Source organism: Nocardioides sp. GCM10030259, from assembly GCF_042666375.1.
GTDB lineage: Bacteria > Actinomycetota > Actinomycetes > Propionibacteriales > Nocardioidaceae > Nocardioides.
Genome location: NZ_JBHTDF010000008.1, coordinates 368,020 through 383,547, shown reverse-complemented (window position 1 = coordinate 383,547; position 15,528 = coordinate 368,020). Strand labels below are relative to the sequence as shown.

Annotated in this window: 15 protein-coding genes; 6 read left to right on the top strand and 9 right to left on the bottom strand. The window is 71.6% G+C overall.

Features of this window, described 5'->3' with window-relative positions:
• The 6 genes from ACFQQI_RS10445 to ACFQQI_RS10420 are packed head-to-tail and all read right to left on the bottom strand — an operon-like array spanning position 1 to position 6,067.
• Positions 1-1,065, bottom strand: coding sequence for an acyl-CoA dehydrogenase family protein (locus ACFQQI_RS10445; protein ID WP_378561994.1), 1,065 nt, complete (start codon positions 1,063-1,065; stop codon positions 1-3).
• A complete protein-coding gene (locus tag ACFQQI_RS10440) occupies positions 1,062-2,240 on the bottom strand; it encodes an acyl-CoA dehydrogenase family protein (protein WP_378561991.1) in 1,179 nt (392 codons plus the stop codon). Before ACFQQI_RS10440 ends, ACFQQI_RS10445 begins: the two co-directional genes overlap by 4 nt.
• A gap of 1 nt (position 2,241) precedes the next feature.
• Positions 2,242-3,471 carry an acyl-CoA dehydrogenase family protein gene (locus ACFQQI_RS10435; protein WP_378561988.1) on the bottom strand — a complete coding sequence of 410 codons (1,230 nt, stop codon included), beginning with the start codon at positions 3,469-3,471 and terminating at the stop codon, positions 2,242-2,244.
• Between the two features lie 12 nt (positions 3,472-3,483).
• On the bottom strand, positions 3,484-4,518 hold the full coding sequence (locus ACFQQI_RS10430) for a phosphotransferase family protein (protein WP_378561985.1): 1,035 nt from the start codon (positions 4,516-4,518) through the stop codon (positions 3,484-3,486).
• The gene (locus ACFQQI_RS10425) at positions 4,515-5,315 is read right to left on the bottom strand and encodes an SDR family oxidoreductase (protein WP_378561982.1); all 801 of its coding nucleotides are present in this window, start codon (positions 5,313-5,315) and stop codon (positions 4,515-4,517) included. Before ACFQQI_RS10425 ends, ACFQQI_RS10430 begins: the two co-directional genes overlap by 4 nt.
• Positions 5,315-6,067, bottom strand: a complete 753-nt coding sequence (locus ACFQQI_RS10420; RefSeq protein WP_378561979.1) for an SDR family oxidoreductase — start codon at positions 6,065-6,067, stop codon at positions 5,315-5,317. Before ACFQQI_RS10420 ends, ACFQQI_RS10425 begins: the two co-directional genes overlap by 1 nt.
• Before the next feature lie 51 nt (positions 6,068-6,118).
• Between ACFQQI_RS10420 and ACFQQI_RS10415 the strand changes: the two genes are divergently transcribed.
• From ACFQQI_RS10415 to ACFQQI_RS10405, 3 genes are read left to right on the top strand one after another with little or no spacing between them, the layout of a single operon-like run.
• Positions 6,119-6,733, top strand: coding sequence for a TetR/AcrR family transcriptional regulator (locus ACFQQI_RS10415; RefSeq protein WP_378562311.1), 615 nt, complete (start codon positions 6,119-6,121; stop codon positions 6,731-6,733).
• A gap of 59 nt (positions 6,734-6,792) precedes the next feature.
• On the top strand, positions 6,793-8,844 hold the full coding sequence (locus tag ACFQQI_RS10410) for an acyltransferase family protein (RefSeq protein WP_378561976.1): 2,052 nt from the start codon (positions 6,793-6,795) through the stop codon (positions 8,842-8,844).
• A 54-nt stretch (positions 8,845-8,898) separates the two neighbouring features.
• Complete coding sequence (locus tag ACFQQI_RS10405) at positions 8,899-9,672, top strand: PIG-L deacetylase family protein (RefSeq protein ID WP_378561973.1); 774 nt, start codon at positions 8,899-8,901, stop codon at positions 9,670-9,672.
• 5 nt (positions 9,673-9,677) lie between these two features.
• Here ACFQQI_RS10405 and ACFQQI_RS10400 read toward each other — a convergent pair whose 3' ends face one another.
• Positions 9,678-11,129 (bottom strand): alkaline phosphatase PhoX, encoded by a 1,452-nt coding sequence (locus tag ACFQQI_RS10400; protein WP_378561970.1) that lies wholly within the window; start codon positions 11,127-11,129, stop codon positions 9,678-9,680.
• A gap of 111 nt (positions 11,130-11,240) precedes the next feature.
• Positions 11,241-11,756: a VOC family protein gene (locus ACFQQI_RS10395; protein ID WP_378561967.1), complete on the bottom strand. Its 516-nt coding sequence runs from the start codon at positions 11,754-11,756 to the stop codon at positions 11,241-11,243.
• On the opposite strand from ACFQQI_RS10395, the gene ACFQQI_RS10390 reads away from it, so the two are divergent.
• The 3 genes from ACFQQI_RS10390 to ACFQQI_RS10380 all read left to right on the top strand — a co-directional run bounded on the left by ACFQQI_RS10390 (position 11,755) and on the right by ACFQQI_RS10380 (position 14,276).
• Positions 11,755-12,216 carry a hypothetical protein gene (locus tag ACFQQI_RS10390; protein ID WP_378561964.1) on the top strand — a complete coding sequence of 154 codons (462 nt, stop codon included), beginning with the start codon at positions 11,755-11,757 and terminating at the stop codon, positions 12,214-12,216. The genes ACFQQI_RS10395 and ACFQQI_RS10390 overlap by 2 nt on opposite strands.
• 120 nt (positions 12,217-12,336) lie before the next feature.
• On the top strand, positions 12,337-12,627 hold the full coding sequence (locus tag ACFQQI_RS10385) for a DUF4193 family protein (protein ID WP_378561961.1): 291 nt from the start codon (positions 12,337-12,339) through the stop codon (positions 12,625-12,627).
• Between the two features lie 512 nt (positions 12,628-13,139).
• The gene (locus ACFQQI_RS10380; protein WP_378561958.1) at positions 13,140-14,276 is read left to right on the top strand and encodes a hypothetical protein; all 1,137 of its coding nucleotides are present in this window, start codon (positions 13,140-13,142) and stop codon (positions 14,274-14,276) included.
• 157 nt (positions 14,277-14,433) lie between these two features.
• Here the strand turns inward: ACFQQI_RS10380 and ACFQQI_RS10375 are convergent.
• Positions 14,434-15,528 (bottom strand): DUF222 domain-containing protein (locus tag ACFQQI_RS10375; protein WP_378561955.1); only part of this gene is annotated, 1,095 nt, incomplete at its 5' end.

Below are 15,528 nucleotides of genomic sequence, written 5' to 3'. Positions count from 1 at the left end.
TCAGGCCTCCGGTCCGGGCAGGTCGACGAGTACGCCGAGGGCGGCGCGGTGCGCCTCGGGCGAGCCGAGCAGGAGGGCGTCGGCCTTGGCGCGCTTGAGGTGCAGGTGCGCGGGGTGCTCCCAGGTCATGCCGAGCCCGCCGTGCAGCTGGATCGCCTCCTCGGCGGCGTGCACCGCGGCCTCGCCGCAGTACGACGCAGCGACGGCGACCGCCACCGGGGCGTCGTGGTCGTCGAGCGCGAGCGTGGCCGCGGCGTACCGCGCCGCCGCGTCGGCCTGCTCGACCTCGGCGTAGAGGTCGGCGAGCCGGTGCTTGAGGGCCTGGAAGCCCCCGACGACGCGGCCGAACTGACGCCGCTCCTTCAGGTAGGCGATGGTCGTCTCCAGCGCCCACCGGGCGACGCCGACCTGCTCGCTGGCGAGCAACCCTGCGCCCATCCGGAGACCGGCGGCGATCGCGTCAGCCGCGTCCTCGGCGACGAGCGTCCGCTCCGCGCCGTCGAGGTCGACCTCGGCGAGCGGCCGCGTCATGTCGAGCGAGGGCACCGGCGTGAACGTCGCGCCACGCACGGCGTACAGCGCGTCGCCCTCGGGGAGCAGGAGCACGTCGGCGGGCAGGCCGACCGTGGTGAGCGCGGCCGCCCCGTGCTGTCGGGCCGTTGGCCGCACCATCAGCGCGGCCGTCTGCTCGCCGGAGGCGAGGAGGGGCAGGATCTCGGTGTCGCCGAGAGCCAGCAGCACGGTCGTGGCGACGACGCTCGAGGTCAGGTACGGCGAGGGCGCGGCGGCCCGGCCGAGCTCCTCGAGCACGGCCGCGGCCTCGCGGGCCGAAGCGCCGGCGCCACCGAGCGACTCCGGCACCAGCAGGCCCGGCAGGCCGAGCTCGACGAACGCCGACCACAGCGGACGGGTCACCTCGTCGGTGCCGTCGTAGAGCGCGTTGACGCGGTCGGTCGGCGCGTGCTTCTCGAGCACCTTGCGCACCGACGTGCGCAGGTCGGTCTCGACGTCGTCGGGCAGGAGGTCGACGTCGGCCGGCCCAGAAGTCGGGGAGAGCGTGGTCATCGGGGGAGGTCCTTCCACGGCACGTCCTTGTCGACGCGGTGCTCGGTGGGCAGGCCGAGGATCCGCTCGGCGACGACGTTGCGCAGCACCTCCGAGGTGCCGCCCTCGATCGAGTTGCCCTTGGCGCGCAGGTAGCGGTAGCCGGCGTCGCGGCCGAAGAAGTCGACGTGCGTCGGGCGCCGCATCTCCCAGCTCTCGTAGCGCAGCCCGTCGTCGCCGCGCAGGTCCACGTCGAGCGCCGACAGCTCCTGGTTGATCCGGGCGAAGGACAGCTTCATGGCCGAGCCCTCGGGCCCGGGTACGCCGGCCGCCAGCTTCTGCCGCAGCCGGGTGGCGGTGATGCGCGCGACCTCGGTGTCGATCCAGCCGCGCAGCAGGCGCTCGTGGGTCTCCGGCGTGCGCAGGTCGGGGCGCTCGCGCCAGGCCTTCGCGACGTTCATGACCATGCCGAACTCGCGTGGGAAGGCGCCGCCGCCGATCGCCACCCGCTCGTTGGAGAGCGTCGCGTTGGCGACCTTCCAGCCCTCACCGACCTCGCCGAGCCGGTCGGAGTCGGGGATCCGCACGTCGGTCAGGAAGACCTCGTTGAACTCGGCCTCGCCGGTGATCTGGCGCAGCGGCCGCACCTCGACGCCGGGGTCGTGCATGTCGACGATGAAGTAGGACAGGCCGGCGTGCTTGGGCTGGTCGGGGTCGGTGCGGGCCAGCATGATCGCGCGGTCGGCGAGGTGTGCGGAGGAGGTCCACACCTTCTGGCCGTTGACGATCCAGGTGTCGCCGTCGAGCACGGCTCGGGTCGCCAGCCCGGCGAGGTCGGAGCCGGCGCCGGGCTCGGAGAAGAGCTGGCACCAGACCTCCTCGCCGCACCAGAGCTTCTTCAGGTAGCCCTGCTTCTGCTCGTCGGTGCCGAAGGCCAGGATCGTGGGCGCGGCCATGCCGAGGCCGATGCCGATCTTGCGCGGGTCGTTGTCGGGCGCGCCCGCTTTGTAGAGCGCCTTCTCCACGACGGTCTGCAGGGTGCGCGGGAGCCCGAGCCCGCCCAGCCCCTCGGGGAAGTGCACCCACGCGAGGCCGGCGTCGAAGCGCGCGCGCAGGAAGTCCATGCGCTCCGTCGACGCCGGCGGGTGCTCGGCGAGGAGCCGCTCGACGTGCTCCCTCAGGTCCGACTCGTCCAACTCAGGCCTCCGTGGTGTGCCGGGCGATCTCCGCCTTGGCCAGCGAGTTCTTGTGCACCTCGTCGGGGCCGTCGGCGAACCGCAGCGTGCGGATGCCGGCGTACGCCGAGGCCAGCGGGAAGTCCTGCGACAGGCCGCCGGCGCCGTGCACCTGGATCGCCTTGTCGAGGATCCACTGCACGGTCTGGGGTGTCGCGATCTTGATCGCCTGGATCTCGGTGTGGGCGCCCCGGTTGCCGACGGTGTCCATCAACCAGGCGGTCTTGAGCACCAGCAGGCGGAGCTGCTCGAGGCGCACCCGCGACTCGGCGATCCAGTCGCGGACGACGCCCTGCTGGGCGATCGGCCGGCCGAAGGCGACGCGGTCGGTCGCGCGCTTGCACATCAGGTCGATGGCCGCCTCGGCGACGCCGATCGACCGCATACAGTGGTGGATCCGGCCGGGGCCGAGCCGGGCCTGCGCGATCGCGAAGCCGGCCCCCTCCTCGCCGATCAGGTTGGTCGCGGGCACCCGCACGTCGGTGAACCGCAGCTCCGCGTGGCCGCCGTGCTCGTGGTCGTCGTACCCGAAGACCTCCATGCCGCGCACGACCTCGAGCCCGGGGGCGTCCCGCGGGACGAGGATCATGCTCTGCTGGCGGTGCCGCGACGCCGACGGGTCGGTCTTGCCCATCACGATCAGGATCTCGGCGTGCGGGTTCATCGCGCCGGTGATCCACCACTTGCGGCCGTTGAGGACGTACTCGTCGCCGTCGCGCTCGATGCGGGTCGCGATGTTGGTGGCGTCGGAGGAGGCCACGTCGGGCTCGGTCATCGCGAAGGACGAGCGGATCTCGCCCCGCAGCAGCGGCTGCAGCCAGCGCTCCTTCTGCTCGGGCGTGCCGAAGAGCGACAGCACCTCCATGTTGCCGGTGTCGGGCGCCGCGCAGTTGAGCACCGCCGGCGCGAGGTGGCCGGCGCGGCCGGTGATCTCGGCGAGCGGCGCGTACTCGAGGTTGGAGAGCCCGGGGGAGTCGGCGTGCTCCCTGGGCAGGAAGAGGTTCCAGAGCTCGCGCTCGCGGGCCTCGGCCTGGAGCTCCTTGAGCACGGGCGCCTCGCTCCACGCCCAGCGGTCGTCGAGCTCGCCGAGCTGCTGGTGGAAGGTCGGCCCGGACGGCACGATCCGGTCGGCCATGAAGGTCTCGAGCCGGTCGATCAGCTCCTGGGTGCGCTCGTCGTGCGCGAAGTGCATGGCAGTCCTCTGCTAGTGGTTGCGGCCGAGGGCGTCGAGCCCTGCGGCGATCAGCGGGTCGAAGGCGGCGCCGATCTGGTCGAATCCCTCGCCGACCGTCTGGCCCTGCAGGAAGCGGTAGTTGATCCCCTCGAGGATCACCGCGAGCTTGAAGTAGGCGAGCCCGAGGTGGAACCCCATGTCGCCCAGGTCGTCGTGCCCGACGGCGGCGGCGTACGACGTCAGCTGGGTCTGCGTGTCCGGCCAGCCCGGCGCCGACGTGGCGTCGGAGACCAACCCGGCCGACGGCAGCGACGCGAGCTGGTCGTAGACGAGCATCAGGGCCACGTCGGTGCGGGTGTCGCCGAGCGTGGCCATCTCCCAGTCGACGACGGCCTTGATCCGGTCGTCGGAGCCGGTGAGCACGTTGTCGAGGCGGTAGTCGCCGTGCACGATCCCGGAGTAGCGCGTGTCGGAGTCGGTCGGCACCCGCGCCGCGAGCCGGCGGTGCAGCTCGTCGGCGTCCGGGTGGTCGCGCGTCTTCGAACCCTCCAGCTGCTTGCCCCAGCGCCGCACCTGCCGCTCGAGGAACCCGTCGGGCCGGCCCAGCTCCGCCAGCCCTACCACGGCCGGGTCGACCCGGTGCAGCGCGCCGAGCACCTCCATGAGTCGGTCGGCGATCGCGGCGGTGCGCTCGGGTCCGAGCGCCTCCAGCTGACCCGCTCGGCGGTACGCCGTGCCGGCGACGCGCTCCATCACGTAGAACGGCGCACCGAGCACCTCGGGGTCGGCGCAGTGGGCGTAGGTGACGGGCACGGGCACGTCGGTCGACTGCAGCGCGCTCATCGCGGTGAACTCGCGGCCCATGTCGTGGGCGGTGGCCTGGACGTGGCCGAGCGGCGGCCGGCGCACGATCCACCACGACGAGCCGTCGGTGACCTCGTAGGTGAGGTTGGAGCGGCCGCCCGCGATCAGGCTCGCGCTCAGCTCGCCGTCGATGTCGCCGGGCCGCTGCTCGTCGTACCAGCGCCGGAACGCGTCGAGGTCGAGTCCGGGGATGTCGCTCATCCGAGCCCTCCTGCTTCGTCGACCTTCTGTTGCAGCTTGCGCATGCCGGCGAGCCAGCGGTCGGTGTCGGTCGCGCGGGTGGCGTAGTAGCCCGCGACCTCGGGGTGGGGGAGAACGAGGAACCGCCCCTCCGTGATCGCGGCGACGGTCGCGTCGGCGACCGCCTCGGGCTCGAGCGCGCTGTCGCGCGACAGCAGCTCCTGGAGCGGCCCGGCGTCCTCGAGCATCCTGGTCCGCACGCCCTGGGGGCAGATCGCGTGCACGTCGATGCCGCGGGCGCCGTACGTGACCGAGAGCCACTCGGCGAAGCCGACCGCGGCGTGCTTGGTGACGGAGTACGGCGCGCTGCCGATCATCGTCAGCAGCCCGGCCGCCGACGCGGTGACGACGAAGCGGCCGCCCTGCCCGTCGTCGAGCCACCGCGGCACCAGCTCGCGCGCCGCGCGCACGTGGGCCATCACGTTGACGTCCATCACCCGCGCCCACACGTCGTCGGGGGTCTGCAGGCTGTCGACGCCGCCCGCGCCGTCGATGCCGGCGTTGGCGAAGAAGACGTCGACCCGGCCGAGCGCCGCGGTCGCCTCGTCGACGACGTCGCGCACGCCCGACGCGGAGGAGACGTCACCCGGCACCGCCGTGCCGCCGACCTCCTCGGCGACCGCGCGGGCGTTGTCGGCGTCGAGGTCGTTGACGACGACCCGGGCGCCCTCGGCGGCCATGCGTACGGCGAGCGCTCGGCCGATGCCGCGCCCGGCGCCGGTCACGACGACGCCGCGGCCGCTCAGCTCTGCGGCCATCAGTGGCCGCCGGACAGCGTGACGCCGCCGTCGAGGGTGATCGTCTGCCCGGTCACCCACGCCGCGTCGTCGGACAGCAGGTAGGCCACCGCGCCGGCGACGTCCTCGACGACGCCGAGCCGCTTGAGCGGGTAGAGGTCGGCGACCTCGTCCTCGCGGCCCTCGAAGAGCGGCGTCGCGAACGCCGTCTTCACGATCGCCGGAGCGACCGCGTTGACGCGCACCTTCGGGCCGAGCTCGACGGCCAGCGACTCGGTGAGGCTGATCAGCATCGCCTTGGACGCGCCGTACATCGCGATGCCCGGCGCCGGCTTCACGCCGGACACGGAGGAGATGTTGACGACCGCGCCGCCGTGCTCGCCCATCCACGCGCGGTGCGCCTCCTGCACCCACGCGAGCGCACCGAGCGCGTTGACCTCGACGATCTTGCGTGCGGCGCCGAGGTCGAGGTCAACCAGGCTCGACAGCACCGGGTTGATGCCGGCGTTGTTGACGAGGAGGTCCAGGCTCCCGAACGCCTCGATCGTGCGGCCTACGGCGTCGGCGCGGTGCTCCGGGTCGTCGGCCTTGCCCGGGACGGCGATCGCGTGGTCGGCGCCGCCGAGCGCGGCGACCGCCTCCTCGAGCGCCTCCGGCTTGCGCGCGGTGACGCACACCTTCGCGCCCTCGTCGACGAGCCGTTGGGCGATGCCCAGCCCGATGCCGCGGCTGGCTCCGGTCACGATCGCGACCTTGCCGGCGAGTCCGTCCACGCGCTGCCTCCATCTCGTGCCTGCTTGTGCCTGACTAAGCGCTTGCTTACCATGCTCGTCGTGAGCGCGTCCACCCCCGCACAGCCCGTCCCGGACGGCCCCGACGCCCGGACCAGGCTGGCGCGGGCGGCCGTCGAGGCGTTCGGCGCGCGCGGCTTCCACGGCACCACCACCCGCGACATCTCGACGGCCGCCGGCATGAGCCCGGCCGCGCTCTACGTGCACCACCGCTCCAAGGAGGAGCTGCTCCACGAGCTCGCGCGGGTCGGCCACGAGCGAGTGCTCGCGATGGTGCGCGACTCGGTCGCCCGCTCAGACGAGCCGGTGCAGCAGCTCGGTGACCTGGTCGAGGACTTCGTGCGCGACCACGCCGTCGTGCACACGGGCGCGCGCGTCATCAACTACGAGCTCGCGGCGCTCAGCGAGGAGCACTTGGCCGAGATCGTCGGGATCCGCCACGAGATCGACCTCGAGGTCCGCGACGTCATCGACCGCGGCGTCGCCGGCGGCGTCTTCAGCACGCCCGACCCGCACATGACCGCGCTCGCCATCCTCTCCCTCGGCGTCGATGTCGCCCGGTGGTTCCGCGACGAGGGGCGCTGGAGCCCCGACCAGGTGGCCGCGCACTACCGGGTGCTGGCGCTGCGCATGGTCGGCGTGACCTGAGCCACGCAACACCCGACGAATCGTCGGCGCTCACGCCACCCCGATAGCGTGGCGCAGCCATGATTTGGAGATACCGACCCGAGATCGACGGCCTGCGCACGGTCGCGGTGTACCTGGTCCTCCTCTACCACTGTGGCGGCAGCTGGGCGTCCGGCGGCTTCATCGGTGTCGACCTGTTCTTCGTGCTCTCGGGATTCCTCGTCCTGAACGTGATGCTCGCCGAGATCGACGCCGTCGGGCACCTCAGCCTCAGCGGCTTCTACGCACGCCGCGTCAAGCGGCTGCTGCCCGCCGCGGTCGTCGTGGTCCTGCTGACCAGCCTGCTGTTCCTGCTGACCGCCTCGCTGCCCGAGAGGCTGCCGCTCGTCCAGGACGCACAGTCGGCGCTCCTCTACGTCTCCAACTGGCACTTCATCGCCGCCGCCAACGACTACTTCGCGACCGACACCGAGCGCAGCCCCTTCCTGCACTTCTGGTCGCTGTCGATCGAGGAGCAGTTCTACGTCGTCTTCCCGCTGCTGGTCGCGCTGCTGGCGAAGAGCGGCAAGCACCGCGGCCGATTCTTCTTCGGCCTGCTCCTCACGCTCGGAGCCATCTCGCTCGTCGCCCAGATCGTCTACGCGCAGATCGACGTCAACCGCGCCTACTACGGCACCGACACCCGGCTGTACCAGCTCTTCGCGGGAGCCGCGCTCGCCGTCGCCTTCCGGGACTTCGGCCGCAACCGCGACGCCGGCACCCCGCCCTGGTGGACCCCGGCGCGCGGTGGACTGATCGGCGGGCTCGGCGTCGTCGCGCTGATGGTGCTGGCGAGCGGGCTGATCGACATGTCGATCAGCCTGCGCGGCATCCTGGCGACGGTCGCGGCGGTCGCCGCGATCGCCGGCGTGTACGCCGTACCGAAGTCGCCGGTCGGGTGGCTGCTCGGCCGGGAGACGATGGCCTACCTCGGCCGGATCTCCTACAGCACCTACCTGTGGCACTGGCCCGTCATCCTGGTGCTCGACCAGCTCTTCGACATCGACGCGTGGGAGCTCGCGCTCCTCTCGGCCGGCGTCGGGACCGGCCTCGCCGCGCTGTCGTCCGCCGTCTTCGAGCGTCCGATCCGCCGGTCGACCCGGCTCGCGCCGTACCGCTGGCCGACGGTGCTCGGCGGCCTGACGCTCTCGGCGGTCGCGGCGTTCGTGATCGTGCCGCCGGTGCTCGAGAGCGACCGCGCGCCCGCCGTCGCCGCGGAGTCCTCCAGCGGCGCCGTCGTGCCGGAGTCCGTCTCGAAGGCGCTCGGCGACCCCGTGCCCGACGTCGACTTCGAGGCCGTCTCCGAGGACCGCGGCCCGGACGACCAGTGGTGCACGCCCGACGCCGTCGAGGACTGCCTGCTGGAGCGCGGTGACGGCATGACCGTCGTGCTCGTCGGCGACAGCCAGGCGCGCATGATCGCGCCGGCGTTCCAGAGGCTCGCGGAGGAGCACGACTTCCAGCTGTACGTCGACATCGTGTCCTCGTGCCCCTGGCAGGACGGCCTCTACAACGCGTGGGCGTCGGGGCTCAACCAGGACCAGTGCCACGAGGCGCGCGACGACTTCTACCGGGAGACGCTCCCGCAGATGGAGCCCGACCTGGTGATCGCCACGTCGCTGGCCCGCAGTGCCGACCGCTGGCAGGAGCACATCGTCGACCGCGACGGGAACACCGGCGACCTCGCCCGGCTGCAGCTCGACGCCACGGAGCGGACCGCCGACCTCGTCAGCGACACCGGGGCCCCGCTGGTGATCATCCGCAGCGTGATGGGCACCGGCGGCTTCGACAGCGAGGGGCCCGACCCGCTCGACTGCCTCGCTCGGGCCCAGACGCTCGGCGACTGCGCGGTCGTGCCGCCCATCGACCGGCCGACCGTCGACAGCTTCTACGACACCGCGGCCACGACGCGCGACGACGTCGCGACGATCGACGTGAACCCGATCGTCTGTCCCGGCGCGCCGGTCTGTCTCCCGGTGCTCGACGACATCGTGGTCTGGCGCAACGTCGACCACCTCACCGGCGAGATCACCATCGCCAAGAGCGACGAGATCTGGTCGGCGATCGACGACACGGGTCTGCTGCCGGACTAGGTCGTCCCCAACGTGGGACTGTCGCTCCCTCCGGGGCGCGTCTAGCCTCGCCAGATGAGCGAGGTGCTGCCGCCCCTTCCCGCCGACGCCTTCGAGCGGGTCCTGTGTGTGGTGGCCCATCCGGACGACGTCGAGTACGGCACCTCGTCGGCGGTCGCGGCGTGGACGAGCCAGGGTGTGGACGTCGCCTACCTGCTGCTGACGCGCGGCGAGGCGGGCATGGACGCGAGCCGCCCCGAGGACACGGCCGCCCTGCGTGTGAAGGAGCAGGTCGCGGCGTCGGCCATCGTCGGGGTGTCGCAGGTGGACTTCCTCGACTACCCCGACGGGGTGCTGGTCTACTCGCTGGAGATGCGCCGCGACATCGCCCGGACGATCCGGAGCCACCGGCCGGACGCCGTAGTGGTCGGCTCGTGGAACGTCGAGTTCGTCGCCGGCCTCAATCAGGCCGACCACCGCGTCGCCGGGCTCGCCGCCGTGGACGCCGTACGCGACGCCGGCAACCGGTGGGTCTTCCCCGAGCTCCTCGACGAGGGCCTGGAGCCGTGGTCCCCGCGGTGGCTGCTGGTCGCCGGCGACGACAGGCCCACGCACGGCGTCGACGTCACCGGTCCCGCGCTCGAGCAGGGGATCGCCTCCCTCGAGGCACACGGCCAGTACCTCGCCGGCATCCCGGGACACCCGCCCCCGCGGCTGATGATCACCGGCATCACCGCGCTCAACGGACGCCGGATGGGCGTCCCCCACGCCGTGCTCTTCCGCGCCTTCGACTTCCACGCCCCGCCGGCCATCGCCGTCGAGGCGATGAAGCTCGCCGAGGGTGGCTGATCGGCTCAGCCCAGGTACCGCTCCCACGGGCCGGTGATCGCGAGGGTGAGCCCGGGGTCCTGCATGTTGACGAACAGCACCTTGCCGTCGGCGCTGAACACCGGACCGCAGAACTCCGAGTCGTTGAGCTGGTTGCGGGCGATGGCGTACGTCGGTCCTCCGGGGAACGAGCCGAGGACGTGCGAGGCGCCCTCGCCGTCCTCCGCGAGCACGAGGCTGCCCCACGGCGTGACCGTGACGTTGTCGGGTCCGTCGAACGTGATGTCGTCGTACCGGGCGGCGGAGCCGTCCTCGGTGGTGGCCTGGTGCGGGAAGTACGTCACCAGCTGGATGGTCTCGGCACGGTAGTCGTAGAACCAGACCATGCCGTCGTGCGGCACCGCGTCGGCAGGCAGGTCGCCGTCCTCCCAGGCATAGGAGTTGACGACGTAGACGCCGGCGTCGGTGCCCCAGACGCCCTCGAACTTGCGGCCGCGGGTGACCTGGGTGTCGTCGAGCTGCTCGCGCACGGTGGTGGTCTGCGCGTCCCGGTCGGGCACGTCGATCCAGCGGACCGGGAACGGGCGACCGAGCTGGGCCGAGGTCAGGTAGGCGACGTCGGGAAGCACCGAGCCGTCGTCCATGAGGATCTGCATCGCGGCCAGGGTGCCGGCGTCGGGCGCGAGCCCGGTGAGCACGCCCGGGCCGAGTCGCACGCCCCGGGGCGCGGTCCAGCGGTAGAAGAGGCCGTTGGGGCCGTCGGCGTCCTCCGACAGGTAGACGTGGGTGCGGTCCCTGTCGATCGCGAGCGCCTCGTGGGCGTACCGGCCCAGGCACTTGATCGGCCGGGGGTCCGCGCCGCCGTCGGCCCAGACCTCGAAGACGTAGCCGTGGTCCTTCTGGAAGACGCCGGTGCCCGCGTCGCCCTCCCACTCGTCCCCGGCGCGGTCCTCGGTCTCCTCGCAGGTCAGCCAGGTACCCCACGGGGTCGGGCCTCCGGCACAGTTCGCCGCGGTGCCCGAGAGCGCCACGAACTCACCGAGGTTGCGGCCCCGGGCGTCCGTGGTGATGACCGTGCACCCGCCCGCGTCGGTGGCGCCGGGGTCGTAGACGGTGCCCTCGACGTGCGGTACGCCGAACTCGGCGCCCGGGTCGATCTCGTGGTTCTGGATCAGCGTGTAGCGGCCGCGGCCGGCCGCGAACACCGCCATGCCGTCGTGGTCGGCCGGGGTGAGTCCCTGGCCGGCGTCGAGCCTGGTCACGCCGGTCCGCGTGACGATCGCGTAGCCGAAGCCGGCCGGGAGCGCGAGGATGCCCGCAGGGTCGTCCACCAACGGCGGCACGGGCTCCCGGGAGCCGTGGGCCGGGTGGCGGCCGTGTCCCGGTGCGGCCTGGGCCAGCGAGGGGACGGAACCTGCCACAGCGATGCCGACGCCTGCGGCACTGCCCGCGAGCACGGAACGTCGAGTGGGGGACATGGGCTGCTCCTGTCGTCCGGGTGGTCGACTGGAGTCAACTGGGCGCCGGCCCGGACCGGAACCAACGCCGGCCGACCGGCCGACGGCTCGCAGGTGAACATCGTGGTGGCGTCAGGCCACCAGGGTGGTCTTCGGTCGAACCACGCAGAACTCGTTCCCCTCGGGATCGGCGAGCACGTCCCACGACTCCTCTCCCGTCTGGCCGATGTCGACCCGGTGCGCCCCGAGGCCGAGCAGTCGCTCGATCTCGGCGTCCCGGTCCTCGGCGGTGGTGGTGAGATCGAGGTGGACGCGGTTCTTGACCACCTTCTTCGTCCCTCCGGCAGGCATGAAGCAGAGCCCGACCGGTGCGTCGAGGCCTGGCCCGACGACAACCTCCCGCTCCCGTGCCGACAGCACCTTCCATCCAAGTGCCGCACTCCAGAACTCGGCGAGGCGGTCCAGGTCATGGGCGTCGATGACGATGTGGTGCACGCGGACCGGCATGCCGACGATTCTCCGGCGCCAGGCACCGTCGGGCATCCCCCGATTGTCGGGAAGCCCCGCCGACAAGGCAGTCTGGTGGGATCGCAGATCGCCGCACGGGGAGCGGCGCACCAGGCCACCTCGGGAGAAGGTCACGAGCATGAACGCAGACAGGTACGTCGATCCGTACTCCAGCACGAGCGCCGAGAACGGCGAGACGCCGAGTGGCCCCGGGGAGAGCTCGGACAGCTCACCGGCGGCGGCTCGCCTGCTGGAGATGGTGGCCCGCGAGACGGACGAGTGGCGTTCGGAGGCCAGGACCGAGGCCGCCGCGATCGTGGCGGGCGCACGCGAGGAGTCCGCGCGGCTCGTGCGGGCGGCCCGCGTGGAGGCTGATCGCCTGGTGACCGAAGCGCGGGAGCAGGCCGCGCAGGCGACGAACGACGCACGCGTCGAGGCGTACCGGGTTCGGGAGCAGACGACCGCGCTCCGCGAGCGTCACGCCGAGGAGGTCGCCCGGCTCGAGCAGATCGCGTCCGAGCACCGGGAGCACCTGCGCGGACACCTCGCCGAGATGCTCGAGCGGGTCGACGCCGCCACCCCGGGGCCACGCGACCAGTAGCAGCCTTTCCGTCCCACTCGTCGTGTCGATCCGCCCCCGTTTGGGGTGGTGGTGCATCCTCTACGTCTCGGCCGTCACAGGCCGGCTTGAGCATGGACCGCTTGGATCGGGGAGGCGAGCATGGCCGGAACGGATTACGACGCACCGCGGGTGAAGCCCGAGGAGCAGGAGAAGGACGAAACGCTCGAGGAGGCCCGCGCCAAGGTCGCCGGCAGCGGTGACAAGGTCGACGACGAGCCGAATCCGGACGAGGCGATCACGCTGCCCGGCGCCGACCTCTCGGGGGTCGAGCTCGAGGTCGAGGTCGTGCCCCAGCAGTCCGACGAGTTCACCTGCATGGGCTGCTTCCTCGTCCGGCATCGGTCGCAGCTGGCCGCAGGGTCGCAGGACCACTGCCTCGACTGCGCGTAGCCGGCCGGGAGTGCCCCGTCGTCGGTGCGAACTGCTCGCGTGGACGTCCAGCGACCGGTAGCCTGACCGGCGGCTCGGGGACCGTCTGCTGCAGGCGGGAAGAGAGCCGTCGGCGCCGTTCACCTGACCCGGATGAGGTCTCTCACTCCGATCCGAGGTGGGCGGCGTTCGGCTGCCCGGAGGTCTCAGGTAAACCAGAACTCGTTGCCTCGATGTCCTGCATCACGGTGCACGAGTCGGTGCCGTCGTAGAGCAGCGCACCCGTGTCGCGCCGAGCGGAGCGGAGTTCGCGCCGACGAGGCGTCGCGGCTCGACATCGCTGTTGGTCGCGCCGACGGAGACCTGGCATTCATCCCGCCGATCTCGGCGCCATTCACCGAGTTCATCGCTGCCTGCTCTCCCGCACCGAACCACTTGAACCTCCATCGACGGCGGATGGCCCGGCAGGGCCATGGACGCCAGTCGACCAGGCGGAGGACGCTTGAACCGCACGGAACGGCCAGGAGGTGGCCGTGCGGACAACGCTGCGGACGAAGTTGGTATCGGTCAGCTTGCTGTTGAGCGCGACTTTGCTGACCGCCTGCGGCGAAGACGAGGGCCCAGCCAACCCCAGCGTCGCAGTCCTGGCCGAGAATCGAGTCACCTCGAACCAGGGCAACGGCCCGTTGGCCACCCGCGAGATGTCAGGAACTCGCACGCTGGCGAGCATCGAGAGCGTCCTTCGGACCACCAGTGGAGCGACCATCATCGCGTACCGCGTCGATTCGACCTTGTGGTCGGCATTCCGCATCTACGACCAGGACTGGAAACCGCTCACGCCGCTACTGGGCCTCAAGCCAATGCTCAGGCTCTACGCCGCAACTCCCGAGGGTTTCATCGGTTACGCCTCAGTCACGAGCAGAGTCGGTTACTACCGCCACTGGATAACGATCAGCCTTGACGGCCAGGTCCGCGAGGTCGCCCACGAGCTCCGCGCGCACGCCGGGAAGCGTCCCGCGACGGTGGCCGACGTGCTGCTCCCGATCGAGGGCGGACGGGACACCGCCTACCGGCCCAGCCAGGACCGACTGTTCAGGCGGACGTTGCCGACCTGGTGGCGCCGCAGCGCGGCCGGCATCGTCGCCGATGCGAATGGTGGTGCTTGCGCTAGTCGGGCGTTCGGACCGCTTGCAGCCCGGACCCGCATCCCCACCTCCATCGACAACGGGTTGACGTGGAAATGGGTCTCCTTCGCCGAAATCCCGGCGAAGCGCAGGAGGTTCTACGGGGGTGAATGCATGGTGGCCGCCGACCGCCTTATCATCCAGACCAGCCGCGGGCTCAAGTCCTGGTGGTCCACGATCGACCGAACAACAAGCGAAGTCCTCTCCATGCACCGCTTCGGGCGAGGCTGGCAGTACATCCTCCCTTCTGGAATCTTGGTCACGACGAAGGACAGGCACAGCTTGACGGTCGGCTTGATGGTCGGCACCGACACCACGAACCGGCACCTCGAGTTCCGGCCTGCCCCCTTCGGGGAAGCTGCATGGGGCCTGTACGTCCTCGGCGGCGACATCATCCTCACCCCAGACACGTTCGACTACGTCAATGTCAGCCACGACGCCGGGAGGACCTGGTCCCGAGTGGACCTCCAGATGCCCACCGACTGAGTCTGCGCCGGCGTAACACGCCGGGCACCCAGACTCAAGCCGCAGGCGGGACAGCGTGGCGCCAGATCGCGGCCTGTCCGCCGGATCTGCCGGGACGCGTCATCCCGAGCATGTGACTGGCGATCGCAGCCCGCTCCTGGGGTTGGCGGGTGTCCTGTCACGTTCGTCTGTGGAACCTGACCCGGCCGTCGGGGAGGTGGGCGGTGGCGTAGTCGGGGTGGTGGGCGAGGCCGTGGTGGTAGGCGCAGTAGGGCTTGCCGTCCTTCAGGTCGGTGTTGCCGCCGTGGGCCCATGGGGTGGTGTGGTGGGCGTGGAGGCCGGTCGTGCGGTCGCACGCCTCTTCGGCGCAGCCGCGGTACTGCACGAACATCGCGAGGCGTTGGTGGTCGGTGAACGTACGACGCTTGCGGCCGAGGTCGAGGGGGACGGAGTCGCCGCCGAGGACGACGGGGATGATCCCGGCCTCACACGCTAGCCGCCGGGCGAGGCCGGGGCTGATCTTGTCGCCGGTGTCGAGTACGCCGGCCTTCTCCAGCCGTCCCATCAGGGAGTCTTCGTCGATGAGCACGAGGAGGGTGGCGTTGACGCCGCCGGTGTGCGGGAGCCGCTTGACCGGGTAGCGGGCGATGTACTCGCAGAACGCCTGCCCCAGCGCCTGCGGCGTCGGCTTGCGTTCGACGCCGGCGCCTCGGGTGGCGGCCTGGTGCTTCGGCGCCATGATCGCCATCAGCGCCTTCCGCAGCGCGGAGCCGTGGTAGCGAGGGACGGTGAAGGAGCCGTGGTTCCGGCCCTGGTCGTCGTCGCGGAGGGTGAGCTCGCAGGCCTGGGCCGCGGCGGCCTCCTCTTCGGCGAGCAGCCGGGCCTCGTGCGCGTCCGCCTCGTCGGGGGCGACGACCTGGTAGAGGTGGCGGCCGAGGTGGTTCAGGTTCCGCGCGTCGTGGTCACGGGACTGGTCGAGGAGGTGCCGCTCGGCCTTCTCGAGGACGGCGGCGCCGAGGGTGTCGGGGAGCTTGTCGACCCAGCGGATGATCACCCGCGCCTGCTCGGCGAGCACCTGTCCGGCGGCGAGCGCGTCCCGGACGAGCGGATGCGCCTCGAGCGACCGTCCCAGCCGGACCGTGGCGTGCGCGGCGGGACGGGTCGCCTTGGTCTGGTGGGCGAGCCAGTTGCCGGCGTTGGAGGCGCCGACGTCCTGGCCGACGTGGAGGTCGTCGGCGTGCGCGGCCACCCGGGCCTCGAGCTCTTCGAGCTT